Source organism: Pandoraea cepalis (assembly GCF_902459625.1).
GTDB lineage: Bacteria > Pseudomonadota > Gammaproteobacteria > Burkholderiales > Burkholderiaceae > Pandoraea > Pandoraea cepalis.
This window is the reverse complement of sequence record NZ_CABPRY010000003.1, coordinates 45,251-71,805: the sequence shown is the minus strand read 5'-3', so window position 1 is coordinate 71,805 and position 26,555 is coordinate 45,251. Positions and strand designations below refer to the sequence as shown.

Below are 26,555 nucleotides of genomic sequence, written 5' to 3'. Positions count from 1 at the left end.
TCACGTACATGTTGTGCTAGCATGTTGCTCATCTTCTGATCGGAGGCAATCGGATGCCCACAGATCTCACGCCCTCGCCAACCACGGACACGCCGTCTGACGATGCTCACCTGCTGAGCGTCGGCCAAGCCGCCGCCGCGCTTGGCGTGACAGCCCGGACGTTGAAGTATTACGAGGAACTGAACCTCGTCGTGCCTGCCCGTAGCGGTGGACGTTATCGCATGTACACCGCGTCGGATCTCGCGACATTTGGCCGCATTCTGCGTATGCGCTCGCTCGGCTTTTCGGTGGCCGCGATCACGGAGATGCTCAAACGCCCGATGCGCCTGGTCGAATCCGGCAAATCCCGCATGAACGAGGAGGACCTGCAAGTCGTGCGCGACGCCCTGCACGCCCAGTTGGACACATTGCGCGAGCGCACGGCACAAGTGCGCCGCGAATTGCGTGAGGCGGAGACGCTCGAAACGCAGATCGCCCATGACCTCCAGTACATCGAACAGCGCCTTCGTGGTGTGCCCGCCGACGAACTGCTGGCAGAACGTGCGGCAAAACACCGCAAGCCTCGTTCGCACTGACCGCGCCCGACATTGGACTTCGCTCCCCGTCGCCTGCCATGACATCCGCCGCCCCGCCGACCGGCCCCGACGCCCCGCGGCGACCGATGCGCGGCGAAGCCTACCGCTACGCGCTTGGCCTTATCCCGGGGCTCGAATTCTTCGAGAACGCACTGCTCGTCTACTTCGCCGTGTACATCTCCGGCGGTGTCGACGCCTCCCCCAAAGAGTTCGTATGGATGACGACGGCGTACGGCATTGCCTCGGTCCTGGCGATCCTCAAGCAGCAATGGTTCGTCGAGCGCATCGGCTATCGTCGCTATTTGACAGCGTCCCTGCTGCTCTACGCGTGCGGCGCGCTGTTCGCGGGCACCAGCGAAAGCGTGACCCAGCTCGTGATCGCGCGGGCCTGTCAGGGTTTTTGCGCGGGCAGTTGGATGAGTTCGTGCCGCATCCTGGCGCAAGTGAGCGTGCCGGCACAGCGCCGCGGCAAAACGGTGCAGACGTTCGCGCTGCTGCTCTTCACCGGCTCGGCCGCTGCGCCACTGATCGGCGGGCTGCTCGTTTCCGAATACACGTGGCGTACGCTGTTCCTGTGCACTGCGCCGCCCGCCGTGCTGCTCGCGGGACTCGCCTGGTTCTCGGTACCCGACGTCGGCCGCCTGCGCGAACGCGCCACCGATAGCCGCTATCCGTTCGTGCCCTTCATGGCCTTCGCATTGGCGATGGGCGCGCTTCAAGTCGTGCTGCAGGAAATGCGCTACACGCTGTGGCTGCAAACCCCATGGTTGCCGTTGCTGACCGTCGCCGGCGTGGGCTCGCTCGTGTGGTTCGGCTATCACCAGTGGCAACATCCGGCGCCCTTCATTCGCCTGCAATCGCTTCGTCGACGGGAGTTTCAGGTCGGACTGTTGCTGTACGCGGCGTACTACTACCTGGCGAACACGCAGAGCTACCTCATGCCGCGCATGCTCGAGCAAGGGCTGGGCTTCACGGTCGAGCGAACTGGGCAATTGCTCGGCTATTCGGCGCTGCTCACCGTAGGCTTGCTATTGGCGTACTTTCGCGTCGCGAAATTCATTACACACAAGAAATTACTGATCGTGAGCGGGTTCGTGATGACGATCGCCACCAGCCTGTGGCTCGCCGCCATGCCACCCGATGCGGGCCAGTCGCAACTGTATGGCGTGCTAGCCCTCAAGGCCGTGTTCGGCATCTTTACCGTGCTGCCCGTGGCCAATCTGACCTTCCGTACTTTCGATCATGAGAGCTTCGTGCATGGCTACCGGCTCAAGAACATCCTGCGCCAGCTCTCCGGCTCGTTCGCCGTCTCCACGATTGTCGCGTTCGAACAGCACCGTGAAGCGCTGCACCGCACTCGCCTGACCGAAGTCGCCAATCCGTTCAACCCGCGATTCACGCAGACTCTCGATGCGCTCGCCGATGGCTTCACGCGTGCTGGGGTAGCCGCCTCGCAGGCCCACGGCGCCGCGCTAGCGCAAATTGCCCGGATGATTCAGCGCCAAGCGTCATTCCTGACGTTCATCGACGGCTTCCACTTCATCGCCATCGTCGCGCTGTGCGGCGCCATCTTTGCGGCCGCCCAAAAGCAGCTAAATTAGAATCGATGCGTCGTCGGTGTGCGACGGTACCGTACGCCCACCGTGGTTGTGCCCAACTTCCGGCCTCGCTCTCCATGCTCAAGTCTCTGCTCGCCCGCCTACGGCACTCCCATCCACGCCCCATGATCGACGATGCTGTCTGGCACGAAGTCGTGGGCGCCCTGCCGTTCCTCGCACGCCGCAGCCCAGCCGACCTGGACAAGCTCCGGGGGCTCGCCACCGATTTCCTGGGCACCAAACAGTTTTCGACAGCGCACGACCTGCCATTGACCGAAGCGATGTGCGTCTCGGTGGCCGCGCAGGCCTGCTTGCCGATTCTCCATCTGCCGAGCGCGCTGTATCGCGGTTGGACGGGCATCGTGCTGTATCCCGGCGAGTTCCTGATTCGCAAAACCGTGCAGGACGAAGCGGGCGTGGTGCATGACGTCACGCAGGAGGCTAGCGGTGAAGCCTGGGAGGGTGGCCCCGTCGTCCTGTCATGGCAAGACGTGCAGGCGCGCGACGTGCTGGCATACAACGTGGTGATTCACGAGTTCGTCCACAAGATCGACATGGAAGGCGGCGAGGCCGACGGCGTGCCGCCGATGCTGCGGCGCGTGCATGGCGACCTCACGCCCGAAGCCTGGTGCGATGTCTTCGATCCCGCATACGAGGCGTTCTGCCACGATGTGTCCAACGTTCCGGATGCCCACTGGGACGCGTTTGCCTCGTCGTCGCTGCTCGACCCCTACGCCACCGAACACGAATCGGAGTTCTTCGCCGTCTGCGCCGAGGCGTTCTTCGTGGCCCCGGAGGCCTTCCGCGACGCCTATCCCGCCTTGTACGCCCTGTTCTCGCGCTATTTCCTGCAAGATCCGGCGGTGAGCGCCGGCACCGGCGACGCCACGCCCGACACAGCGGCATCCACGCCCGCCAGCGACCCGTGAAAACTTTGCGAAAGTCATTGTTTTCATGGCATAATGCGCGTTTTACTCACCCGGAAAGTGGTTGACGTCCCTCTCGTCGCATGACGACGATGGCGTTAGCGGGCCAACGGGGTGCCTCCCGGGGTAACGACCTCGGGCGAACCTCCTCCCGCGCAGACTGGCTACCGACTTAACCCAAGGTACATCATGAAAGAAGGCATTCACCCCGAATACCGCGAAGTCCTGTTCCGCGACATGACGCCCGGCGTCGACTTCGAATTCATCACCCGCTCGACGATCCACACCAAGGAAACGGCCGAGAAGGATGGCAAGAGCTACCCGCTCGTGAAGATCGAAACGTCGTCGGCTTCGCACAACTTCTACACCGGCGAACAACGCATCATGGACACGGCTGGCCGCGTCGACAAGTTCCGCCAGAAGTTCGGCAACCGCGCCGGCGGCAAGATCGCCTGAGTTTTATCGGCGACGCGCCACACAACGCGCTGCGGGGCCCGGCAGAGACTGGCGGGCCAGCACCTTGGGGCAATACCCCGGCGTTGTGGAAAGCATTGGAAAGGGGCAGCTCAGGCTGCCCTTTTTTCTTGGGTCTGGTCTGCGCCGCCGCACGGCTTACTGTCATACTGTCGGCTTTTCCGATTTGTCCGAGTTTTCCCTTGGTTTTGCCCTGAGCAGCACCCCGAGTTTCACCTTCGAGCCCGTTCCGGCTCGCCCTCTGAGTCTCCCCGATCCGGCCGCCGTGCCGATCCAGTCGTCCGGCCTATGAAACGAGTTCGCATCACCGCCTCCGCCACCAGCGCGCTACCGCGTTCGCTGCTGATCGCCATTTGTGTCATCTATGTGCTGGCGGGGTTGTTCGGTCGCGATCCGTGGAAAAACGAAGACGCCGCAGGTTTCGGCGTCATGTGGACGATGGCGCACGGTCACTTGTCCGACTGGTTGCTACCGAACATCGCGGGCAAACCCATTTACGACACCGGCCCGCTCGTCTCGTGGCTCGGTGCGCTCGCCATACGCGCCTTCTCATGGCTCGACGCCCCCGACGCCGCGCGCATTGTCACCGGACTGTGCTTCTACGCCACCTGCACGTTCATCTGGTATGGCACCTATCTGCTCGGTCGCCGCCCCGAAGTGCAACCGTTCAAATACGCCTTTGGTGGCGAGCCAGAACCGCGCGACTATGGACGCACGCTCGCGGACGGCGCCCTGTTGATTCTTCTGGCCTGCTTCGGTCTGGCCGAGCGTGGACACGAGACAACGGCCGCCGTCGGACAGCTCACACTCATCTCGATGGCGATTTACGGCCTCGTGCGCAGCCTCGACAAGCCGCGTCAGGGCGCCGTCTGGTTCGGCCTCGCCCTGGGCGGCATGGCGCTCGCGTCCTCACCACTGATGACGCTCTCGCTTTGGTTCGCAGGCATTGCCGCAGCCATTGTCTGCCGCGCCCTGCCCTTGCGCATGCTGCTGCTGATCTCCACGCCGGTGACGCTGCTCATTGCCTGCACGTGGCCGCTCGCGGCGCTCAAGTTTGCCAGCGGCGCACGCCAATGGCTCGGCGAGTGGACGGATATCGGCATGGACACCTTCAGCGGCCCGACGCTCGCCTCGCTGAGCTACATCGCCAAGAATCTGGCGCTGTTTGCCTGGCCCGCATGGCCGCTCGCCGCGTGGTCGCTTTACTCGTGGCGCGGCATGCGGCGCGCGCCCCACATCGCGATTGCGCTTGCCTTTGCCGTCGTGATTCTTGTGCTGATCGTGCTGCAGGCGCATCAGGGCAATCAGCTCTTCATGCTGGCGCTGCCCGCGCTGTCGATCATCGCCGCCTTCGGCCTGCCCACGCTCAAGCGCGGCACGGTCAACGCCATCGACTGGTTCGCCGTGCTGTCGTTTACCGTGCTGGCAGGCTTCGTCTGGATCGTCTGGCTCGCCGGCATCACCGGCTTCCCGGTCTCCACGGCGCGCAATCTGCGGCGCCTGGTCCCGGGCTTCGTCCCCGAGTTCAGCTGGGTCACGCTGATCAGCGCCCTGATCGTGACCGGCGCCTGGGTCGCGCTGGTGGCGTGGCGCGTGTCGCGCAGCCCGAAAGTCCTGTGGCGCAGCGTGGTGCTGTCGTCCGGCGGCACAACCCTCATGTGGGTATTGCTCATGACGCTGTGGCTCCCCGTCGTGAACTACGGCAGAACCTATCGCGACGTGGCCGCACAGATCGCCGCCCATCTACCCGCCGATTACACGTGCATTCGCACGGCCCGCGTCGGCGACGCGCAGCTCGCGTCGTTCGCCTACTTCGGCAAGATGCGCTTCGGCACGGCCAACGACGATTGCGACGTGCTGCTGCGCCAAGACTCGCAGGACTACAGCGAACCATTGTCGCTGGCGCCCTACGAATGGCGTCAGCTCTGGGAAGGCCGCCGCGCGGCCGACCGCGACGAGCGCTTCCGCCTCTATGTATTGCAGGAGCGTCCGGGGCGGCGCGGGGCGCGTCCGCGCTAACCTCCCCCCCTCCATCGCTAGCGACGCTCACGCAACGCCATGTGGCACGACATCAAACGCATTGCCGAACTGGCCTGGCCGGTGCTCATCGGCCAGTTGGCCGTCATCGCCTTCGGGGTGATGGACACGGCGATGGTCGGTCGCGCCTCGGCGTTCGATCTCGCATCGCTCGCCCTCGGTGGGTCGATCTACATCACGGTGTATGTCGGCCTGATGGGCGTGCTCGTGGCGCTCTCCCCGATCGCCGCGCAACGCTTCGGGGCGGGAGAGCGCGAAAGCATCGGCGAGGAAGTGCGTCAGGCGTTCTGGCTCGCCGGGTTCCTCGCCGTGCCGGGTGTCCTGTTGCTATCGCATCCGCAGTTCATTCTGCGACTCTCCGAAGCGTCCCCCGAACTCGAAGCGCGCGCGAGCGCCTATCTCCAGATGCTCGCGTTCGGCCTGCCCGCCGCGCTGCTCTTTCGTGTGTACTCCTCGCTATCCACCGCCGTGGCGCAGCCTCGCATCGTCATGGCCATTCAGGTCACGGGACTGACCTTGAAAGTCCCACTGAATCTGGCACTGATTTACGGCATAGAACGGCTGGGTATTCCAGCGCTCGGCAGCACCGGCTGCGCCATTGCCACGACCGCCATCAACTGGGTCTCATGTGCGCTCGGCCTCACCCTGATGGCACGTCACGCGAAGTTGCGTGACTTCGCCACCTTCTCCCGATTCTGCTGGCCGCACTGGCCGGCGATTCGTGCCCTGCTCAAGCTTGGCATACCCATGGGACTGAGCTACCTGATCGAAGTGACGGCGTTCTCGTTCATGGCCATCTTCATTGCTCGCCTGGGCGACGTGACGCTCGCCGGTCACCAGATTGCCGCGAACCTCGGCGCGCTCATGTATATGCTGCCGATGTCGATTGCGATTGCGACGGCGACGCTCACCGCGCAGGCCATCGGCAAGCGCGACTTTCGCTTGGCGCGCCGGGTCGGGCGCCGCGGCGTCGAGTTTGCTGGCCTGCTGGGCGTGTTGCTGGCGAGCGTCATGGGACTCTGCCGGCCGTGGGTTTTGGCGGCTTATACGTCGGATCCGCTGGTCGCGGCGGTCGCGATGCCATTACTCGCCATCGTCGCCGGCTATCACGTATTCGATGCCTTGCAGGTAAGTGCCGTCTTCGTGTTGCGTGCGTGGAAGGTTGCGGTGATCCCGACCGTCATCTATGCCGTATCACTCTGGGGCGTCGGACTGGGGGGTGGCTATGTGTTGGGCTTCGACGTCGGCGGGCTGTCCCCGGTGTGGCTGCATGGCGCCGCAGGATTCTGGTTCGCCAACAGCACGAGCCTGGCGGTCGCCGCCTTCGGCTTGCTGCTTTATCTGCGCTGGATCGTACGCGTCAAAGGCTGATCGCACGCGCCTCGGGCCGACTCGGAACATCACCACGGCCCGACGGCTTACCGCGCGCGATCAACGCCCATCATCAATGCGCATGATTTGCACATTTTCGCGAAATTACGCGAAAAATCCGCACGCAATTTCAGGGCGACAGGCATAGGAAGAAAATAGTATCGAAACGCCCTGAAAGCCCCGTTGCAGGACTCGAAATCATGAACGTCGAGCGATAAAAAAAGCCCAGGCATCAGCCTGGGCTTTCTTCGTTTGGCGGAGCGGACGGGGCTCGAACCCGCGACCCCCGGCGTGACAGGCCGGTATTCTAACCAACTGAACTACCGCTCCAAACTTGCTCCAGCATTGTGATGTGATTCACTTTGCTTTCCTGCTAGCGATTCGACACTGCAGCGTTGTTACGCGCAGATTGCCGAACTACGTAGGTTTTGGCGGAGCGGACGGGGCTCGAACCCGCGACCCCCGGCGTGACAGGCCGGTATTCTAACCAACTGAACTACCGCTCCAAAACCGACAAAAAAACCCGCCAAACTTCCAGCGGGCTTTACGCCACCCACTGCGTGGCATTTTTAAACTGATACCGACTCGCTACCGGCACCAATTCTGGCGTCCCCTAGGGGATTCGAACCCCTGTACTCACCGTGAAAGGGTGATGTCCTAGGCCTCTAGACGAAGGGGACAAAATCGTCACAATCTTGTCTGTTTCGCTTTACTGCATTTCGCGAAGAACGCCATTCTAAACAACATTTCTTCGCTTGTGAAGCTTTATTTTCAAGTGATTTGCATCGTTTTCGCAAGAATCTTGCTCGTTCGATGCACCTGAAAATCAAGCTTCGGAATCCGTGGTGGAGGTAAGCGGGATCGAACCGCTGACCTCTTGCATGCCATGCAAGCGCTCTCCCAGCTGAGCTATACCCCCCGAACAGAGAAATGAGATTCTAAAGACAAACCCATTTTCTGTAAATACCCTTCTCGCATTTTTTCCGCATTATTTTGCCGATCCGTGCGACGGATAAGAAAACGGCGACGCGCAAGCGTCGCCGTTTTCATTGGCACAGCGACGCGCCAACGCGCGCCGCCAAGCCTCATACCGACATCGGAATTACTGGGCGTCGCCTTCGCGCTTGACCAGCGCCGGGCTACCCTGCTTTTCTTCGTCCGTCAGCGCCTTGTGCGACAGACGCAGACGACCCTTGTCGTCCTGCTGGATCACCTTCACGCGCACCGCCTGGCCTTCCTTGAGGTACTCGTTGATGTCCTTGATGCGCTCGTTGGCGATTTCGGAGATGTGCAGCAGACCATCCTTGCCCGGCAGCACCGACACGATCGCGCCAAACTCGAGCAGCTTCAGCACGGTACCGTCGTACACCTGGCCCACTTCGACTTCCACGGTGATCAGCTCGATACGACGCTTCGCTTCCGCAATGCCTTCGGCGCTCGGGCTGGCAATCGTCACCACGCCGTCGTCCGAAATATCGATGCTCGTGCCGGTCTCTTCCGTCAGTGCACGGATCACCGAACCGCCCTTGCCGATCACGTCGCGGATCTTTTCCGGGTTGATCTTGATGGTGACCATGCGCGGCGCGAATTCCGACAGCTCCGTACGCACGCCCGACTGCGCTTGCGCCATCTTGTCAAGAATATGCAGACGGCCTTCCTTGGCTTGCGCCAGGGCGACCTGCATGATTTCCTTCGTGATGCCCTGGATCTTGATGTCCATCTGCAGCGCGGTGACGCCGTTCGACGTACCCGCCACCTTGAAGTCCATGTCGCCCAGGTGATCTTCGTCGCCGAGAATATCGGTCAGCACGGCAAACTTGTTGCCTTCGAGGATCAGGCCCATCGCGATACCGGCGACCGGTGCCGTCAGCGGCACACCGGCGTCCAGCATGGCGAGGCTGCCCCCGCACACCGAGGCCATCGACGACGAACCGTTCGATTCGGTGATTTCCGACACCACACGCACGGTGTAACCGAAATCGTCGGCGCCCGGCAGACACGCCACCAAAGCGCGCTTGGCCAGACGGCCGTGACCGATTTCGCGGCGCTTGGGCGAACCCACGCGACCCGTTTCACCCGTCGAGAACGGCGGGAAGTTGTAGTGCAGCATGAAGCGATCGCGGTACTCGCCTTGCAGCGCGTCGATGATCTGCTCGTCGCTCTTGGTGCCAAGCGTGGCCACCACGAGGGCCTGCGTTTCGCCACGCGTGAACAGCGCCGAGCCGTGGGCACGCGGCAGCACGCCGGTGCGGATCGAGATCGGGCGCACGGTGCGCGTGTCGCGGCCGTCGATACGCGGCTCGCCAGCCAGAATCTGGCTACGCACGATCTTGGCTTCCAGATCGAACAGGATGTTGCCCACTTCGATGCTGTCCGGCGCGGCTTCGCCCTTGGCGCTCGCCGCTTCGCCCAGCTTGGCGATGACGTCGCTGGTCACGGCACGCAGTTGTTGCGTACGCGCTTGCTTTTCGCGCGTCTGGTAAGCGGCGCGCAGCGAGGCGTCCGCCAGTGCCGACACTTGTGCGATCAGCGCCTCATTCTTCGCGGCCGGGGCCCAATCCCACTCGGCCTTGCCTGCGTCGCGCACCAGATCGTGAATGGCGTTGATCGCCGTTTGCATTTGATCGTGACCGAACACCACGGCGCCCAGCATCACGTCTTCCGGCAGTTCTTTCGCTTCCGATTCGACCATCAGCACGGCTTGCTCCGTACCGGCAACGACGAGGTCGAGCTTCGACTGGGCGATCTGCTCACGCGACGGGTTCAGCACGTACTGACCGTCAACGTAGGCCACGCGCGCGGCGCCTACCGGGCCGTTGAACGGCAGACCGGAGATCGACAGTGCTGCCGATGCGCCGATCAGGGCCGGGATATCCGCCGGCACTTCCGGGTTCAGCGAAACGACCTGCACCACAACCTGGACTTCGTTGTAGAAGCCTTCCGGGAAGAGCGGGCGGATCGGGCGGTCGATCAGGCGCGACGTCAGCGTTTCGTTTTCCGACGGACGGCCTTCACGCTTGAAGAAGCCCCCCGGGATCTTGCCGGCGGCGTAAGTCTTTTCCAGATAGTCAACGGTCAGCGGGAAGAAATCCTGGCCCGACTTGGCGCTCTTCGCACCCACGACCGTGGCCAGCACGACCGTATCGTCCATGTCGACGAGCACGGCACCGGATGCCTGGCGAGCAATCTCACCCGTCTCCATGCGAACCGTGTTTTGTCCCCATTGGAAAGACTTGACGACTTTATTGAACATTTGCACTCCTATATCGAATCGCGCGAATGCAGCAGCGGCGCGATATCGCTGCCGGGGTGATCCCGACGCTTCGCAGGGGGGAGTGTTATGCCATTCCAGCGTTGCCCGGCACCTTGGTGCGCAGACATTGGCATCGCTCGGGCGACGCTGGAATGACACAAGCCCTGCTTATCGACGAGGCCCCATAAAGTGGGAACTACAGGAACTGCTGGAACCGGGGAGAACCCAGCCCAACGGTGAGGTTCGCGACCGGCCGGACATCCTCAGGACATCCGTCAGGGCGCGCCCAAAAACAAAATGCCTGCATCAGCACGCTGATACAGGCATCTCGTCGTAATCGCAATCGCTTACTTACGCAGGCCCAGCTTCTCGATCAGGGCGCGGTAACGATCTGCGTCCTTGCCCTTGAGGTAATCGAGCAGCTTGCGGCGACGGCTCACCATGCGCAGCAGACCGCGGCGGCTGTGGTGATCCTTCATGTGCGCCTTGAAGTGCGGCGTCAGTTCGTTGATGCGCGTGGTGAGCAGCGCAACTTGCACTTCGGGGGAGCCGGTATCGTTAGCGGCACGGGCGAATTGCGCCACGACGTCCGACTTCTTGGTCATTGCGGTAGTCATTTGCTTTCCTTTGGATACACGCGGTCACGGAAGAATGGCCGTGCCGTGAACTTACAAAAACATGCGCGGCATTGCCGCACATAAACAAAACTGCAAGTGCGCGATTATACGGGAGTTGCCCCCCGGACGCCATACTTTTCCTCGCCACGCCACCTCAGACGGGGCCGAGCGAACGGTTTGAGCGCTGAAAATCGGGCATTCCACCAAATAATCCGGACCATTTCGATGGATTATCCGGAAAATTTCGACCAATTATTTTTTTCATCACGCCAGCCCGCCCCAACGCTTGCGCCCTTCCCGGCGGTTCACCGCTGGCGGGCCATCCGGCAAGTACTCGGCAACGCCACCTTGTTGGCGGGCAGCTCGAGCACTGTCTTGAACCCAAAGCCCGAGCCTTCGTTGTCGAACTTCACCCCGGGCTCGCCCGCGCGGCGCATGACCGACACGTACAAGGGCTCGATCAGCTGGTGGTCGTTCGGACGCATCCATGCGTCGACCGGCGCCTCGCGAATCCGGCGGTTCTGCAGCGCCCGCGCCACGGTCGTCACATCGGTGGTGCCGGCCTGCTCGAGCGCCGCGGCAATCATGTCGATCATCACGCTCATGCGCAGCAGCGCATAGTCGTCGCGCGCCTCCGGATAACGCGCACGGAACGCCTTGTAGAACGCATCCGACGCCTCGCCGCCGACGTTCGGGTGCCATTCGGCCACGGCGTACACGCGACCAACCCCCGCCTCGCCCAGTGCTGCCGGCGCACCGAGGGCGTTGCCATAGAACGTGTAGAACTTGAGCTCCATCCCCTGTTCGCGTGCGGCCTTGACGAGCAATGTCAGGTCGTTGCCCCAACTCCCCGTCACCACCGTATCGGCACCTGCCGCGCGAATGCGCGCAAGATAGGGCGTGAAGTCCTTCACGCGCCCCACCGGGCTGAACTGCTCACCCACGATCTGCACGTCCGGGCGCTTGGCGCCAATCATCTGTCGGGCGAGCCCGGCGACCTGCCGGCCGAAGCTGTAGTCCTGGTTGAGCAGGTAGACCTTCTGGATGCTCGGATCTTGTTTGATGGCCTCGGTCAACGCCTGCATGCGCATGGCGGCATTGGCGTCGAAGGCGAAATGCCAGAAACTGCACTGTTCGTTGGTGAGCGCCGTGTCGACGGCCGAGTAATTGAAGAACAGCATGCGCTGCCCCGGCTCGCGCGCATTGCGTTTGTTGATCGCATCGATCAACGCCGACGCAACGGCCGAACTGTTGCCCTGCAAGACGAACGGAATGCCCAGATCGCCGGCCGCCTTGAGTTGCACCAGGCTATCCTCGACGCCGCCCTTGCTGTCGAATACCGTCAGCTCGAACGGATGCGCGCCGTCGCGCAACTTCACCCCGCCGCGCGCGTTCACGCGCTCGATCGCGAAGCGCAAATTGCGCTCGACCATGGCGCCGGCATTGCCGAAGGGGCCGCTCATCCCCTCGATGAGCGCGAGCCGGATCGGCGGTGCCGCGTGGGCAAGGCTGGTCGCGGCCAGCAGGCCGGCGGCGCACAAAACCGCGCTCAAGCGCGCCAGCAAGACGTGAACTTTCATCGAAGCCTCTGAGACTGTGTCGGCGCGAATCATAACGCCCCCTACCCGCCCCCGGCAAGCCGCCGCGCCCCGGGACGCGCCGCACGGCGGTATGCTATCGGCATGCCGCCCTGCGGCCGTCTTCCTCTGACGCGAGGCCATTCATGACTGATTCGACTCGGGCACGCGCGGGCATCGCCCCCCCGAACACCGCTTCCCCCTCCCCCGGCGCATCACGCACCGCCGTGTTGCTGCGCTGGCTGTTGGGCGGCGCGCTTGCGCTCTCGCTGAGCGCCTGCTACACGCCCCCGTGGCAAACCTTTTCACCCAACGCCTCGCAGGCCGAGGTGCAGGCACGGCTGGGCAAACCGAGGGAAGTCTATCCGCTCAGCCCCGGCGTGACCCGCTGGCTCTATCCGAGCAAGCCGTTTGGCGAAGAGACGATCGCCGCCGACTTCGATGCCCAAGGCCGCCTGCTGGGCACCGCGCAAGTGCTCTCGACGCCGGAATTCAACAAGGTCGAGATCGACAAGTGGACGAAAACCGACGTGCTGCATCACTTCGGCGAGCCCGTCGAAACGTCGTACTTTCCGCTCATGAAGCGCGAAGTCTGGACCTATCGCTTCAAGCAGGACGACGTCTGGTACTCGATGATGAACTTCTACTTCGATGCGGATGGCATCGTCAAAACCACGCAGATCAGCCCCGATCCGCTGCACGAGAAGTTCAATCACGACCTGTTCTGATCGCCTTTCGGGCACCACCGAAAGCAAAACGCCCGCATGCCGGATTGCCGGATGCGGGCGTTGTCACGTCGATACCGCGGCCTTCAAGGACGCCGGGGCGCCCCCCCAATTACGGCGTCAACTGCGGGTTGAGCTTCTCGGCCTTCGAATACAGCTTGTTGAGCGCGGACAGATAGGCCTTGGCAGACGCCGCGACGATATCCGGATCCGTGCCCACGCCGTTCACGATGCGCCCGCCCTTCGACAGCCGCACGGTCACCTCGCCCTGCGATTGCGTGCCCGTCGTGATCGCATTCACCGAATACAGCAGTTGCTCCGCGCCGCTTTGCACCTGCGATTCAATGGCATTGAGCACGGCGTCGACCGGGCCGTTACCCTCGGCATCTCCCACGAGTTCCTTGCCCTGCGCGGTGAAGACCACGTGCGCGCTCGGGCGCTCACCCGTCTCGGAGTGCTGCGCCATCGACACGAGATGGAAATGCTCGCTGCTGTCGGCCTGCGCTTCATTCGAGACGATCGCCAGAATATCCTCGTCGAAGATTTCAGCCTTCTGGTCAGCCAGCTCCTTGAAGCGGGCGAACGCGGCATTCACGTCCTGCTCCGACGCCATCTCGATGCCCAGCTCCTGAAGGCGCTGCTTGAAGGCGTTGCGGCCCGAGAGCTTGCCGAGCACGATCTTGTTGGCGGTCCAGCCCACATCTTCCGCCCGCATGATCTCGTAGGTGTCGCGCGCCTTGAGCACGCCGTCCTGGTGGATGCCCGAGGCGTGCGCGAACGCGTTGGCGCCCACCACCGCCTTGTTCGGCTGAACGCTGAAGCCGGTGATCTGCGAGACGAGCTTCGAGGCCGGCACGATTTGCGTTGTATCGATGCCGAGTTCCAGACCGAAGTAATCCTTGCGGGTCTTGATCGCCATCACGACTTCTTCGAGTGCCGTATTACCCGCGCGCTCGCCCAGACCATTGATCGTGCATTCGATCTGACGCGCGCCCCCCAACTGCACCCCGGCCAACGAGTTCGCGACGGCCATGCCCAGATCGTTGTGGCAGTGCACCGACCAGACCGCCTTGTCCGAATTCGGCACACGCTCGCGCAGCGTGCGTACGAGCTGGCCGTAAAGTTCCGGCACGCCGTAACCCACGGTATCGGCCACGTTGATGGTCGTCGCGCCTTCGTTGATGACGGCTTCCAGCACGCGGCAAAGGAAATCCAGCTCCGAGCGGCTGCCGTCTTCCGGTGAGAATTCGATATTGTCGGTGAACTGACGCGCATACCGCACGGCGAGTTTCGCCTGCTCGAGCACCTGATCCGGGCTCATGCGCAGCTTCTTCTCCATGTGCAGCGGCGACGTAGCGATGAACGTATGGATACGCGACGAGTTCGCGCCCTTGAGGGCCTCGGCGGCACGGGCGATATCGCGGTCGTTGGCACGCGCAAGCGAGCAGACGGTACTGTCCTTGATGATGCCGGCGATGGCCCGGATGGCCTCGAAGTCGCCGTTCGAGCTGGCGGCGAAGCCGGCTTCGATCACGTCCACGCGCAGACGCTCCAGCTGGCGGGCGATGCGAATCTTCTCATCGCGCGTCATCGACGCGCCGGGCGACTGCTCACCGTCGCGCAAGGTCGTATCGAAAATGATCAGCTTGTCGGCCATGACTTTCTCCAGTGGGGATCTTGTAGGGTTCAGTTTGTTCTTGATGTTCGGGGGCGGCGCATTCGCAAGTCGACGGACGCCTGGCCGCCCACGACACTGTGCTCACGCAGCAGGCAACACGGGCGGACGGATCGTCGAACGGGCGGGCAACTACCGGGAGGAAATCAGCGCGCGACGCGCGCAGGCATGGCCGGCCCGCGGACGGGGGCATGGCATAGCGTTGGCGGTGCGAGAGGAAGGTCCGAAGCCGGGGCGGCGCCTGAAATCATGAGCGCCAATATAGTCGCAATCGGGTGATTTCGCAACGCGCGGCGCGGGCTGCAAGCCGCATGCAGACAGGCGCTCGCGAGCCCACGATCCTGCCTGCGCCACCAATGAACAGCCCGGCACGGCGCCGGGCTGGATATCACGAGACAAACGACGATCAGGCCACCGGAATGCGCAGCACCTGTCCCGGATAGATTCGGTCCGGGCTGGAAAGCATCGGCTTGTTGGCCTCGAAGATGGCGTTGTATCGGTTGGCGTCACCGTAGACCTTCTTCGAGATCGCCGACAACGTATCGCCCTTCTCCACGGTGTGAAACGTCGCCTCGGCCGACGCCGTCGACACCGACATCCGGTCGTCCACCTTCTCGACGCCCTTCACATTGCCGCAGCACAGCAGGATCTTTTCCTTGGTCGCTTGATCCGGGGCCACGCCGAACACCGTCACCGTGCGCGACGCGCCGTCGAACGTGACGGTCAGGCCGGTCGCGTCGAGGTTCTGCGTCTTGATGTACGCCTCGATGGCGTCAGCCGCGTTGCGGTTGGCTTCGTCCGCGTCAGGCCCCGGCGGGGGCGCCTCCGCGGCTTGCGCCTGGCCGCCCAACAGTGCCTCGCCGGCTTCTTTCACAAAGTCCAGAATGCCCATGCTTGCTCCTTCGTCACGTCGAACCATCGAAACGGCACCGGGTCGGCTCAGCGTTGCCACGACCTGCCCGGGCCAGGGAAAACTTCCGGCCTGCATTCGCAAGACTACAACATCGCACCGCAAACGATCGCCCGACAAGCCTGACAGGCGAATGTGACAAGGGGCGCACCGAGACGCCCCTTGTTTTGCCACGTTATTCGTCGACGTCGCCGAAAATGCGCTGCCGGCGCCCCTTCAGAAAGCGGAAGGCCCAGAGCACATAGCCGGAAACGCTGTACAGACAGAACATGCCGAAGAGCACCAGCGGCGGGTCGGACGACACGAGAATGAAGCCGACCATGAAGAGCAGCACCACGCCGAACGACACCCGCTGACGCACATCGAGCGCCTTGCCGCTATAGAACGGCGCATTCGATACCATCGACATCCCCGCGTAAATCGTCAGCCCGAATGCCACCCAGGGCATCCAGAAAACGTTGACCGGTAATTTGTTGTCGATCGTAATCCACACGAAACCGGCAATAAGCGCCGCGGCCGCCGGACTCGCCAAGCCCTGGAAGAAGCGCTTGTCGACCACGCCGATGTTCGTATTGAAGCGCGCCAGCCGCAACGCCGCGCAGGCCACGTAGACGAACGCGGCGAGCCAGCCCCACTTGCCGATCTCATGGAGAATCCATTCGTACATCACCAACGCCGGCGCTACGCCGAACGAGGTCATGTCCGAGAGCGAATCGTATTGCTCGCCGAACGCGCTCTGCGTGTTGGTCATACGTGCCACGCGCCCGTCCATGCCATCGAGCACCATGGCGAAGAAGATCGCGATGGCGGCCTGCTCGAAACGATCGTTCATGGCCTGCACGATCGCGAAGAAGCCGCAGAACAGCGCGGCGGTCGTAAAGGCGTTCGGCAACAGATAGATGCCGCGATTGCGCGGGCGCACCGGCAGATCGTCCTCCACACCGTGGTCGTGGTCTTCGTTCATCAATGGCTCTGCGGATGAAGGGTTGTGACGGCTGAACGCCGAGAGATGCCTGACATTATTGCGCAAGCGGCCGCGATGGTTTTCCGGCATGCGGACCTCCTTGACGATGCTATGACAGCGGGCGATCCCGCAACGGATCACCGCGATTGGAACGCAAGAAGCGAAAGCAGTTGCAGGCCGCGACACGGTGACGCACGACAGGAAGTCGCGCGGCCGCACACGGCCGTGGTCCGTGGGCTCGCGTGGCTTACAGCTCGGCGAGGATCGTCGAGGTCGCCGACACCTTCTCGCCGATGGTCACGCGCGGACGCGAGCCCAGCGGCAGGTACACGTCGACCCGCGAACCGAAACGAATGAACCCGTAACGCTGACCGCGCGAAAGCGTATCGCCCACCTTCACGTAGCACAAAATCCGGCGCGCGATGAGTCCCGCGACCTGCACGCTCGTGACGATCTGCCCCCCCACGTCGATCACCAGCGCATTGCGCTCGTTTTCGAGCGATGCCTTGTCGAGATCGGCGTTGAAGAAACGTCCCGGGAAATATTCCACCTTGGTCACCGTGCCGTCAACCGGGGCACGATTCGAGTGCACGTTGAAAACGTTCATGAACACGCTGATCTTCAGCGCTTCACGGCCAGCGTACGGATCTTGCGTGGTTTCGATGGCCACGATGCGGCCGTCGGCGGGCGAAAGTACGGCGCCGGCCTGCTGCGGCACCTGCCGCGGCGGATCACGGAAGAACTGCAGGACAAACAGGGCGATCACCCAGAACGGCGCGGCCCACAGCACGCCGGCCATGAAGTGCACGACGAGCGCCACGGCGACGGCGATACCCAGGAAGGGCCAGCCCTCGCGGGCAATGATCGGGTGAGGATAATTCATGCGATTGAACTCGCGTCCTTGGTAAAACGGTTGAGTGAGCGGGTCGGCCTGCGTTGGGCCAAACCGTGACGTGGCGGCATTGTAGCAATGCGCGCGGCGCGGCGACACTTTTTCCCCAATCGACCGATCGGCGTCGCCACCGCAAAGCCGGCCACATCGAGGCGCCACGGCGCCGGTTCACGGTCGATGCGGGGGGAGAGGAAACGAAAAAAGCCGTCCGCCTTGCCATAGCGACAGCTACAGCAAAACGGACGGCCAGGCGCGGCGGTTCCGGCGCTCAAACGCACGATGCGCTTGACGCGCCCAAGCCGCCTGCCGTGCGCCGCCAGTGCGACGCCCACACGCTGCCGGGCGTACGCATCTTGCGGCGCGTCGTACTTAGTTCTTCGACTGGTCGACGAGCTTGTTCTTGGCGATCCACGGCATCATTGCGCGCAGCTTGCCGCCCACTTGCTCGATTTGGTGCTCGGCCGTGATGCGACGACGCGAGATCAGGGTCGGGGCACCCGCCTTGTTTTCCAGGATGAACGACTTGGCGTACTCGCCGGTCTGGATATCGGTCAGGCACTGCTTCATCGCCTTCTTCGTCTCTTCGGTCACGACACGCGGGCCGGTGACGTACTCACCGTACTCGGCGTTGTTCGAGATCGAATAGTTCATGTTGGCGATGCCGCCTTCATAGATCAGGTCGACGATCAGCTTGAGTTCGTGCAGGCACTCGAAGTAGGCCATTTCCGGCGCATAACCGGCTTCGACCAGCGTTTCGAAACCGGCCTTGATCAGCTCGACGGTACCGCCGCACAGCACGGCTTGTTCACCGAACAGGTCGGTTTCCGTCTCTTCGCGGAAGTTCGTCTCGATGATGCCGGCACGGCCGCCGCCGTTCGCGGCAGCGTACGACAGGGCGATGTCGCGCGCGGCGCCCGACTTGTCCTGTGCCACGGCGATCAGGTGGGGCACGCCGCCGCCTTGCGAGTACGTCGAGCGCACCGTGTGGCCCGGGGCCTTCGGGGCGATCATGATGACGTCGAGGTCAGCGCGCGGAATCACGCAGCCGTAATGCACGTTGAAGCCGTGCGCGAAGGCCAGGGCGGCGCCTTCCTTGATGTTGCCGTGCACTTCGTTCTTGTACACGTCGCCGATCTGCTCGTCCGGCAGCAGCATCATGACGATGTCGGCCGACTTCACGGCTTCCGCCACTTCCTTGGTGTTCAGGCCGGCGCCGACCGCCTTGTTCCACGAAGCGCCATTCTTGCGCAGACCGACCGTCACGTTCACACCGCTGTCCTTCAGGTTCTGGGCGTGGGCATGGCCTTGCGAGCCATAGCCGATGATCGTCACTTGCTTGCCCTTGATGAGGGAGAGGTCGGCGTCTTTGTCGTAGAAAACTTTCATTTGGAATTGTCCCGTAATGCCAAAAAATTACTCAAATCAGAATGGATCGAAATCCGCTTACCGCGTTGCCGCTACCGATCAGACTTTCAGGATGCGCTCACCGCGCCCGATGCCCGAGCCACCGGTACGAACCGTCTCGAGAATCGCCGTACGATCGAGCCCGTCGATGAAGGCGTCGAGTTTCGCCGAATTCCCGGTCAGTTCGATCGTATAGGTCTTTTCAGTAACGTCAATGATGCGGCCGCGGAAAATATCCGACATCCGCTTCATCTCTTCTCGCTCCTTGCCCACAGCGCGCACCTTGATGAGCATCAGCTCACGTTCGATATGCGCCCCTTCGGTCAGATCCACCACCTTCACCACCTCGATGAGCCGGTTCAGGTGCTTGGTGATCTGTTCGATGACGTCGTCGGAGCCCGTCGTGACCACCGTCATGCGCGAGAGCGACCGATCTTCGGTCGGCGCGACGGTGAGGGTCTCGATATTGTAGCCACGCGCCGAAAACAGGCCCACCACGCGCGACAGCGCGCCCGGCTCGTTCTCGAGCAAAACAGAAATAATATGCCTCATGGTGTATCCCGGATTGTCCTAGTGTGGGGACGTCGCGCCCGCGCCGGCCTTGACGGCGGCGACGGTCGGCGCGCGCCTCGGCTTACAGATCTTCCGAACCGAGCAGCATCTCGCTGATGCCCTTGCCCGCCTGGACCATCGGCCAGACGTTTTCGGTGGGATCCGTTTGGAAATCCATGAATACCGTACGATCCTTCAGGCGCAACGCCTCGCGCAGTGCGGGCTCGACGTCCGACGACTTCTCGATGCGAATGCCCACATGACCGTACGCCTCGGCAAGCTTCACGAAGTCGGGCAGCGCGTCCATGTACGAACTGGAGTAGCGCTTGCTGTATTCGATCTGCTGCCACTGGCGAACCATGCCCAGATAGCGGTTGTTGAGCGACAGAATCTTGATCGGCGTGCGGTATTGCAGGCACGTCGAGAGTTCCTGGATGCACATCTGGATCGAGCCTTCGCCGGTAATACAGGCGACTTCGGCATCCGGGTGCGCCATCTTCACGCCCATGGCCGCCGGCAGGCCGAAGCCCATCGTGCCCAGGCCGCCCGAGTTGATCCAGCGGCGCGGCTTGTTGAAGCGGTAGTACTGCGCCGCCCACATCTGGTGCTGGCCGACGTCCGAGCACACGAAGGCTTCACCATCGGTGAGCTTCCAGTACGTCTCGACCACATGTTGCGGCTTGATGATCTCGCTCGCTCGATCGAACGCGAGGCAATCGCGCGAGCGCCATTCCTCGATCTGCTTCCACCAGTCGGCCAGCGCCTCGGTGTCCGGACCGTGTTCCGCCGTCTGTAGGTTCTCGATCATCTCGCGCAGCACTTCCTTCACGTCGCCGACGATCGGGATATCGACCTTGACACGTTTGGAAATCGACGACGGGTCGATATCGACGTGAATGATCTTGCGTGCGGTCGAGGAGAAGTGCTCCGGATTGCCGATCACACGGTCGTCGAAGCGTGCACCGATGGCGATGAGCACGTCGCAGTGCTGCATGGCCATGTTGGCTTCGTACGTGCCGTGCATGCCCAGCATGCCGAGGAACTTGGGATCGCTCGCACGATACCCGCCCAGGCCCATGAGCGTGTTGGTCACCGGATAGCCGAGCAGGTCGCAGAACTGGTTCAGTTCCTTCGACGCGTCGGCCAGAATGATGCCGCCGCCCGTATAGATATAGGGGCGCTTGGCCGAGAGCAGCAGGCTCATCGCCTTGCGAATCTGACCCGAGTGACCCTTCGTGACCGGGTTGTACGAGCGCAGCGACACCGACTTCGGATATTCGAAGCGGCAGCGCGTCTTGGACACGTCCTTCGGAATATCGACCAGCACCGGGCCCGGACGGCCCGTCTTGGCGATATAGAAGGCTTTCTTGATGGTCGCGGCGAGATCGCGCACATCCTTCACGAGGAAGTTGTGCTTGACGCACGGACGGGTAATACCGACCGTGTCGCATTCCTGGAAGGCGTCCTGGCCGATGGCGGCCGTGGGCACCTGCCCGGTGATGATGACGAGCGGGATCGAATCCATGTACGCCGTGGCGATCCCGGTAACCGCATTGGTCACGCCGGGGCCGGACGTCACGAGACATACACCAACCTTGTCGGTGGAACGCGAATAAGCGTCGGCCGCATGCACGGCGGCTTGCTCATGGCGCACCAGGATGTGCTGGATCTTGTCCTGCTTGTAGAGTTCGTCGTAGATGTAGAGAACCGAACCGCCGGGATAACCCCACAGATGTTCGACCCCTTCTTCCTGAAGCGAGCGCACGAGAATCTCGGCGCCAATCATGTCTTCGGAAGTATTTTGGTGGCGTGTAGCTTCCGCCTCGGAGAATTCCGCGCTTGGCATATTCATCGTCGACCTTTCAAAGTTTCGGCAAAAATTTTGATCGGGTGCTCTCCCCGCGAACTTGTGGTTCGGGCTCAAGCTGCGCGTCTGAATGATGGACACCCCGGATAGGCGTGCCGATATTGAGACAATCACAGATATTGCGAACTGGCAACATTACCGGTTTGCAGCAAAATGGTCAAGCAGGTTTATGCATTTGCAGCATGACTGCAAAGTGGGCCTCGCAGAATCCCCACGCCATGCCCCACGTCGCCCCAAGCCGGTGCACAATCTTCACACGATAGGAAGCTGGCGAGCCCGGCGCCGTCGCAAACCGGCACCACCGCAAGCAAAAGCGGTTACAGCACAGCGCGTTTTTGGTAGCATCCGCACCGGCTACATGAATCTTTACGTGGCCTTTACGCTTACATGGCATTTCAAAGGCGCAGCGCGCAACGCTGCGTGCACCCCACCGGATGGCATCTGACAAGGAACTGGCGGATTTTCTCGCGGGCATCGAACGGCGCGCCTTCAAGCAGGCCGTCTATGCCGTACGCGACGACGAGGCCGCCCTCGATATCGTTCAGGATGCGATGATCCGCCTGGCCGAGAAATACGGCGACAAGCCGCCGGCCGACCTGCCGCTGCTGTTCACGCGCATTCTCCAGAACGCCATTCACGACTATTTCCGTCGGCAAAAGGTGCGTAACACCTGGGTCACGCTATTCTCGAATCTCGCGGGCCCGGGCGACGACGAACGCGACGACTTCGATCCGCTGGAAACCTTATTGGCCGAGGATGGGTCTGTGCAGACCGAGAGCAGCGAAGAGGCCGTTTCGCGCGCCGAAATCCTCTCGCTCATCGACGCGGAAATACAGAAACTGCCGACACGTCAACGAGAAGCCTTCCTCATGCGTTACTGGGAAGATATGGACGTTGCCGAGACGGCCGCCACGATGGGGTGCTCGGAGGGCAGCGTCAAGACGCACTGCTCGCGCGCCACCCATGCGTTGGCGCAGGCGTTGAAGGCAAAAGGGATCAGGTTATGAGTCACGATCTGGAAACGAGGGAACTCCGCTTCGCACATCGCGTGCGACGTGCGCTGGACGAAGCGTCCGACGCGCCGTCGCCGAATATCGCGGCCCGGCTGGCCGCCGCTCGCCAGGAGGCGCTCGCGCGCAAGAAGCCCGAACCGGTGGCCATTGTGCAACCGGCGCTGGTGCTCGCCGGTGTCGGCGCCATGCCATCGTCGGAAGCCGGCGGCCCGCGCCGCACATTCGACAAGCTGCGCCGTCTCGGGCTGCTCTGGCCGCTCGCCGCATTGGTGATCGGCCTGGCGGGGCTCGCGTACTGGGAGCATCAGCAACACATTCAGGACCTGGCAGACATCGATGCCGCCGTATTGAGCGACGAACTCCCGTTGTCGGCCTATGCCGACCATGGCTTCAACGCCTATGTGAAGCGTGCCCAGTAGCCCCCCTACCCAAGTCCCCCCCGTGACGCGACGCAATGTATTTCTTCTGCTGGCCGCGCTGATCGCGGCCGCGCTCGCCGGCACGGCCGCGCTGCGCCGCACGCACGCGCCTGAAGCGGTGTCCGACGTGCCTCCGGTCATTGCCGGCGCATCTGCCCCCGGCGGCGCCAACCCCACCAATGGGCCGGTCGGCAATCTGACGGCCAGCGGTGCGACCGCGAGCGGCGCTGCGGCGACGTCTGTTGCATCGCCCGGCGGTTACTGGGCCAAGCTCACGGCAGGCCAGCGAGAGGCGCTCGCGCCGCTCGCCCAGGACTGGAATCGCATGAGCGAGCGTCAGCGCGAGAAGTGGATCGAGATTGCCAAGCGCTTTCATACGCTGTCACCGGAAAGCCGTAAGCGCCTGCATGACCGCATGGCGGACTGGGTGCGCCTGACGCCCGAGCAGCGCAAGCTGGCGCGCGAGAGCTATCAGAACGCCAAGACGCTGCCGCCCGAGCGAAAAGCGCAGATGTGGCAGCAGTATCAGCAACTCACCGAAGAACAGAAGAAGCGCCTTGCCGCGGACGACCGAAAGCAGGCCAACCGTCCGAACGTGGTCAGCGCGCCGCCATCGGGCCGCCCGGGCGTGAAGAATCCGTATGCTGCTGTGCATCGCAAGGAGGCCGGCACCCCGGGCAAGAATGGCGCGCTGCCGGCGCCGGTGGCATCGGGCGCGGCAGCACCGACGACCGGGCAATCGATGCCGACTTCTGCCGTACCGTCGCCAGGAGCCACGCCGGCGAGCGCCGGCACGGCAAACGGCGACAAGAATGGCGACGCCGTCTTCAACGCCGAGATTTATCATCACAACTGACGCCTGACGCCAGCCACTCCTGGTCATCGTCATGCCGCAACGGCCGCCCCCCCCCCGGGGCGGCCGTTTGTCTTTATGCGTTCGAAACGCCCCCGCCGACCGGCTGGCTCGCTGGCACATTCTTGCGCATAATGTGCGGCACAGGACGCGACATGCCCGCCGCCACTGCCCCATGCCGGCACGGGCGCCAGGCACCCGACAAAAATCCCAGACCACGCCGCGATGACCGACTCCGCCACCCAGCCCGCCACGCCGCACCGCTCGCCCGACACCGCACCCTCGCCAGACGTGCCATCCGGTATCGAACCGGATGGCTACGCTGTGCCGACGCTACGCCGCCGCCTGCTCTCGATGCTCTACGAATCGCTGCTGCTCTTCGGCGTGCTGTTCCTTGCCGGCTACCTGTTCAGCGCCCTCACCCAGCAGCGCAGCGGCCTGATGCACCGGCATGCCATGCAAGCCTGGCTGTTTCTTGTACTTGGCGCGTACTTCGTCTGGTTCTGGACCCACGGTGGCCAGACGCTGGCGATGAAGACGTGGAAGATCCGTCTGGTCGACGCGCATGGACAACCGGTGCACACCGCCCGCGCTGTCGCGCGTTATGCGCTCGCATGGTTGTGGGTGCTGCCGGCCATGGCGCTCGACTCGGGACTCGGAATCACAGGCTGGGGCAGCGTGGCGTTGCTCACCGGCTGGGTCGTGCTCTGGGCCTTGGCCATGCGCGTGATGCCGGATCACCAGTTCATTCATGACCGGCTCGCCGGCACGCGTCTCGTGAGCGTGCTGGGCAAATGACCACAGCGCCCCCCGCTGCCCGCCCTGCCCCGCGCGCCTCGCGCGCCCACCTGATCTACGGTGGCATCGAAATCGGGCTATCGCTCATCGTCGCCGTCGCCACGTGGACCGTTTGGCATAGCCCCTGGACGACTTTGCTATGGACGGTGCTATGGTTGCCCGTCTCCCATGCCATCGGCCTTGCGGCCGGCTTCGTCATGGCCGCCCAGGGCGACCCGTCGCCGGAGCGGCGCGCCACCGCCGGCACCCATGCGGCCGTATGGGCCTACGAATGCGCGGCGTCGATCTTCCTGCTCGATCTCTGCCAACCGTGGCTCAGCACCGCCCGACTGCCGCCACCGCGTGGCCCGGCGCGCCCCGTCTCGGTATTGCTGTTGCATGGTTACGGCTGTAATCGCGCGTTCTGGCTGCGTTTCTCGCGCCATCTCGCCGACGCGGGCTACGACTGCGACGCCGTCAATCTTGGCCCGATGTTCGGCGACATCGACGATTACGCCCCCACGGTTGCCAATGCCACGCGCGCCCTTGCCGAACGCACCCGGCTGCCCGTCGTCATCATCGGCCACAGCATGGGCGGACTCGCGGCGCGTGCCTGCCTGCGCCACGCGCCCACCCTGCCGGTCGCTCACACCATCACGCTCGGCTCGCCGCACTTCGGCACCCTGCATGCGCGCCATGGCCTCGGCACCAACGCTCGCCAGATGAGTGTCGGCAGCGAATGGCTCGCGGCGCTCGCGAGTCGCGAAACGCAAACGCAACGCGCTCGCATCACGTCGATTTACACGTTTCACGACAACGTCGTCTATCCGGTGCGCACTTGCGTGCTGCCCGGTGCCCACAACATCGCGCTCGACCGGCTCGGACATGTGTCGCTGGGCACGCATCCACGTGCGCGCGCCCACGTGCTCGAGACGCTCGAGCGCGTGGCCCAGGGATTGCCGCGCGGCGTCTGATCCGAGGCGTCCCGGACTGGTGCGGGTCCCGCTGTCGCGTCGTCGCGACGTTGGACGCCACTTTCGCGACATGATCGTGACTGTCATCGTCGCTTCACGAAATCGTGGCGCAATGCACGCATGTTCAACGCGACGTGCGAGCCGGTATGACGACGACCCCCACCTTTGAGTTGCCGATCCCAACGTCTGCGGCTCGCGCCGGTCACTTCGCAGACACCCCGCCAGGCCGCCCCGCCGCCCCGCCCATCAGCCCGCCCGACACGATCGAACTGCCGCCCGACACGCCCGATCCCTTCGACCCGCCCCCCGACGGCATCACCCGCTACCGTACGATCTGGCTCTCGGACATCCACCTCGGCACCCAAGGGTGTCAGGCAGACTACCTGCTCGACTTCCTGCGTCATCACGAGTCCGACTACCTGTACCTGGTCGGCGACATCATCGACGGCTGGCATCTGCGACGCGGCTGGCACTGGCCGCAGGCGCACAACGATGTTGTGCAGAAAATGCTGCGCCGCGCACGCAAGGGGACGCAGGTGATCTACGTACCCGGCAATCACGACGAAGCGGCACGCCAGTTCTGCGGGTTGGCGTTCGGCGACATTGCGGTGCGCGACGAGGCGTTCCACACCACACTGTCGGGCAAACGTCTGTGGGTCACCCACGGCGATCTGTTCGACGGCGTGATTCAGCACGCCAAGTGGCTCGCGTATCTGGGCGACTCGCTCTACACCCTCACCCTGCTGCTCAACCGCTGGTTCAATCGCGTGCGCACGCGCTTCGGCTTCCCGTACTGGTCGCTGTCGCAGTATCTGAAACACCAGGTGAAAAACGCCGTGAACTTCATTTCGGCCTTCGAGCACGTGATGGCCGACGAAGCGCGCCGCCGTGGCTGCGACGGCGTGGTGTGCGGACACATCCACAAGCCCGAGATTCGCGAGATCGACGGCTTGCTCTACTGCAACGACGGCGACTGGGTGGAGAGCCTCTCGGCGCTGGTCGAGACGACCGAGGGCGAGCTGCGCATCATCCACTGGACGCAAAAGCGCAACGTGCGCGCCCGCGCGAAAACCGCGACGGTCAGCACTTGAGCCCGCACCGT

Annotated in this window: 22 protein-coding genes, 4 tRNA genes and 1 pseudogene; 13 read left to right on the top strand and 14 right to left on the bottom strand. The window is 63.3% G+C overall.

Annotation, left to right across the window (positions count from 1 at the left end; translation table 11 throughout):
- Positions 1-53 precede the first annotated feature (53 nt).
- From PCE31107_RS08470 to PCE31107_RS08445, 6 genes are all read left to right on the top strand, one after another.
- Positions 54-575, top strand: coding sequence for a MerR family transcriptional regulator (locus PCE31107_RS08470; protein WP_150607754.1), 522 nt, complete (start codon positions 54-56; stop codon positions 573-575).
- A 38-nt stretch (positions 576-613) separates the two neighbouring features.
- The gene (locus tag PCE31107_RS08465) at positions 614-2,176 is read left to right on the top strand and encodes an MFS transporter (RefSeq protein ID WP_150607752.1); all 1,563 of its coding nucleotides are present in this window, start codon (positions 614-616) and stop codon (positions 2,174-2,176) included.
- A gap of 74 nt (positions 2,177-2,250) precedes the next feature.
- On the top strand, positions 2,251-3,102 hold the full coding sequence (locus PCE31107_RS08460) for a M90 family metallopeptidase (RefSeq protein ID WP_130026283.1): 852 nt from the start codon (positions 2,251-2,253) through the stop codon (positions 3,100-3,102).
- Positions 3,103-3,288: 186 nt separating this feature from the next.
- Positions 3,289-3,555 carry a type B 50S ribosomal protein L31 gene (locus tag PCE31107_RS08455; protein WP_017233299.1) on the top strand — a complete coding sequence of 89 codons (267 nt, stop codon included), beginning with the start codon at positions 3,289-3,291 and terminating at the stop codon, positions 3,553-3,555.
- Positions 3,556-3,861: 306 nt separating this feature from the next.
- Positions 3,862-5,592 (top strand): ArnT family glycosyltransferase, encoded by a 1,731-nt coding sequence (locus PCE31107_RS08450; RefSeq protein ID WP_130026284.1) that lies wholly within the window; start codon positions 3,862-3,864, stop codon positions 5,590-5,592.
- A gap of 39 nt (positions 5,593-5,631) precedes the next feature.
- Complete coding sequence (locus PCE31107_RS08445) at positions 5,632-6,981, top strand: MATE family efflux transporter (protein ID WP_150607750.1); 1,350 nt, start codon at positions 5,632-5,634, stop codon at positions 6,979-6,981.
- Between the two features lie 253 nt (positions 6,982-7,234).
- Here the strand turns inward: PCE31107_RS08445 and PCE31107_RS08440 are convergent.
- The 7 genes from PCE31107_RS08440 to PCE31107_RS08410 form a co-directional block, all read right to left on the bottom strand.
- Positions 7,235-7,311, bottom strand: a tRNA-Asp gene (locus PCE31107_RS08440).
- Positions 7,312-7,410: 99 nt separating this feature from the next.
- Positions 7,411-7,487, bottom strand: a tRNA-Asp gene (locus PCE31107_RS08435).
- A 98-nt stretch (positions 7,488-7,585) separates the two neighbouring features.
- Positions 7,586-7,661: transfer RNA gene (locus PCE31107_RS08430), tRNA-Glu, on the bottom strand.
- 163 nt (positions 7,662-7,824) lie between these two features.
- Positions 7,825-7,900: transfer RNA gene (locus tag PCE31107_RS08425), tRNA-Ala, on the bottom strand.
- Positions 7,901-8,083: 183 nt separating this feature from the next.
- Entirely contained in the window at positions 8,084-10,240 is a 2,157-nt protein-coding gene (gene pnp / locus PCE31107_RS08420; RefSeq protein WP_026131825.1) for a polyribonucleotide nucleotidyltransferase, read from the bottom strand.
- A gap of 341 nt (positions 10,241-10,581) precedes the next feature.
- Complete coding sequence (rpsO, locus tag PCE31107_RS08415; protein ID WP_017233294.1) at positions 10,582-10,851, bottom strand: 30S ribosomal protein S15; 270 nt, start codon at positions 10,849-10,851, stop codon at positions 10,582-10,584.
- A gap of 305 nt (positions 10,852-11,156) precedes the next feature.
- Entirely contained in the window at positions 11,157-12,431 is a 1,275-nt protein-coding gene (locus tag PCE31107_RS08410) for a branched-chain amino acid ABC transporter substrate-binding protein (RefSeq protein ID WP_150607748.1), read from the bottom strand.
- A gap of 143 nt (positions 12,432-12,574) precedes the next feature.
- Here PCE31107_RS08410 and PCE31107_RS08405 point away from each other — a divergent pair, with 143 nt between their 5' ends.
- The gene (locus PCE31107_RS08405) at positions 12,575-13,156 is read left to right on the top strand and encodes a hypothetical protein (RefSeq protein WP_246181764.1); all 582 of its coding nucleotides are present in this window, start codon (positions 12,575-12,577) and stop codon (positions 13,154-13,156) included.
- 109 nt (positions 13,157-13,265) lie between these two features.
- On the opposite strand, the gene PCE31107_RS08400 is transcribed toward PCE31107_RS08405, so the two are convergent.
- The 7 genes from PCE31107_RS08400 to PCE31107_RS08370 form a co-directional block, all read right to left on the bottom strand.
- Positions 13,266-14,810 carry a 2-isopropylmalate synthase gene (locus PCE31107_RS08400; RefSeq protein WP_150607746.1) on the bottom strand — a complete coding sequence of 515 codons (1,545 nt, stop codon included), beginning with the start codon at positions 14,808-14,810 and terminating at the stop codon, positions 13,266-13,268.
- Between the two features lie 424 nt (positions 14,811-15,234).
- Positions 15,235-15,720, bottom strand: a complete 486-nt coding sequence (lysM, locus tag PCE31107_RS08395; protein ID WP_150607744.1) for a peptidoglycan-binding protein LysM — start codon at positions 15,718-15,720, stop codon at positions 15,235-15,237.
- A 193-nt stretch (positions 15,721-15,913) separates the two neighbouring features.
- Positions 15,914-16,792 (bottom strand): CDP-diacylglycerol--serine O-phosphatidyltransferase, encoded by an 879-nt coding sequence (gene pssA, locus PCE31107_RS08390; RefSeq protein WP_130026288.1) that lies wholly within the window; start codon positions 16,790-16,792, stop codon positions 15,914-15,916.
- Between the two features lie 157 nt (positions 16,793-16,949).
- A complete protein-coding gene (locus PCE31107_RS08385; RefSeq protein ID WP_026131823.1) occupies positions 16,950-17,585 on the bottom strand; it encodes a phosphatidylserine decarboxylase in 636 nt (211 codons plus the stop codon).
- Positions 17,586-17,963: 378 nt separating this feature from the next.
- Complete coding sequence (gene ilvC, locus PCE31107_RS08380) at positions 17,964-18,980, bottom strand: ketol-acid reductoisomerase (protein WP_017233287.1); 1,017 nt, start codon at positions 18,978-18,980, stop codon at positions 17,964-17,966.
- Positions 18,981-19,058: 78 nt separating this feature from the next.
- A complete protein-coding gene (gene ilvN, locus PCE31107_RS08375) occupies positions 19,059-19,550 on the bottom strand; it encodes an acetolactate synthase small subunit (RefSeq protein WP_130026289.1) in 492 nt (163 codons plus the stop codon).
- 82 nt (positions 19,551-19,632) lie between these two features.
- Entirely contained in the window at positions 19,633-21,402 is a 1,770-nt protein-coding gene (locus PCE31107_RS08370; RefSeq protein ID WP_150607742.1) for an acetolactate synthase 3 catalytic subunit, read from the bottom strand.
- A gap of 449 nt (positions 21,403-21,851) precedes the next feature.
- On the opposite strand from PCE31107_RS08370, the gene PCE31107_RS08365 reads away from it, so the two are divergent.
- The 6 genes and pseudogenes from PCE31107_RS08365 to PCE31107_RS08340 form a co-directional block, all read left to right on the top strand.
- Positions 21,852-22,424 carry an RNA polymerase sigma factor gene (locus PCE31107_RS08365; protein WP_130026291.1) on the top strand — a complete coding sequence of 191 codons (573 nt, stop codon included), beginning with the start codon at positions 21,852-21,854 and terminating at the stop codon, positions 22,422-22,424.
- Positions 22,421-22,849: a DUF3619 family protein gene (locus tag PCE31107_RS08360; RefSeq protein WP_017233283.1), complete on the top strand. Its 429-nt coding sequence runs from the start codon at positions 22,421-22,423 to the stop codon at positions 22,847-22,849. Before PCE31107_RS08365 ends, PCE31107_RS08360 begins: the two co-directional genes overlap by 4 nt.
- 22 nt (positions 22,850-22,871) lie before the next feature.
- Complete coding sequence (locus PCE31107_RS08355; protein WP_174966595.1) at positions 22,872-23,705, top strand: DUF3106 domain-containing protein; 834 nt, start codon at positions 22,872-22,874, stop codon at positions 23,703-23,705.
- 222 nt (positions 23,706-23,927) lie between these two features.
- Positions 23,928-24,500: an RDD family protein gene (locus PCE31107_RS08350; RefSeq protein ID WP_150607738.1), complete on the top strand. Its 573-nt coding sequence runs from the start codon at positions 23,928-23,930 to the stop codon at positions 24,498-24,500.
- Entirely contained in the window at positions 24,497-25,453 is a 957-nt protein-coding gene (locus tag PCE31107_RS08345; RefSeq protein ID WP_150607735.1) for an esterase/lipase family protein, read from the top strand. Before PCE31107_RS08350 ends, PCE31107_RS08345 begins: the two co-directional genes overlap by 4 nt.
- A 317-nt stretch (positions 25,454-25,770) precedes the next feature.
- Positions 25,771-26,544 (top strand): annotated as a pseudogene (locus PCE31107_RS08340) (UDP-2,3-diacylglucosamine diphosphatase); the annotation flags it as partial.
- Positions 26,545-26,555: the final 11 nt, after the last annotated feature.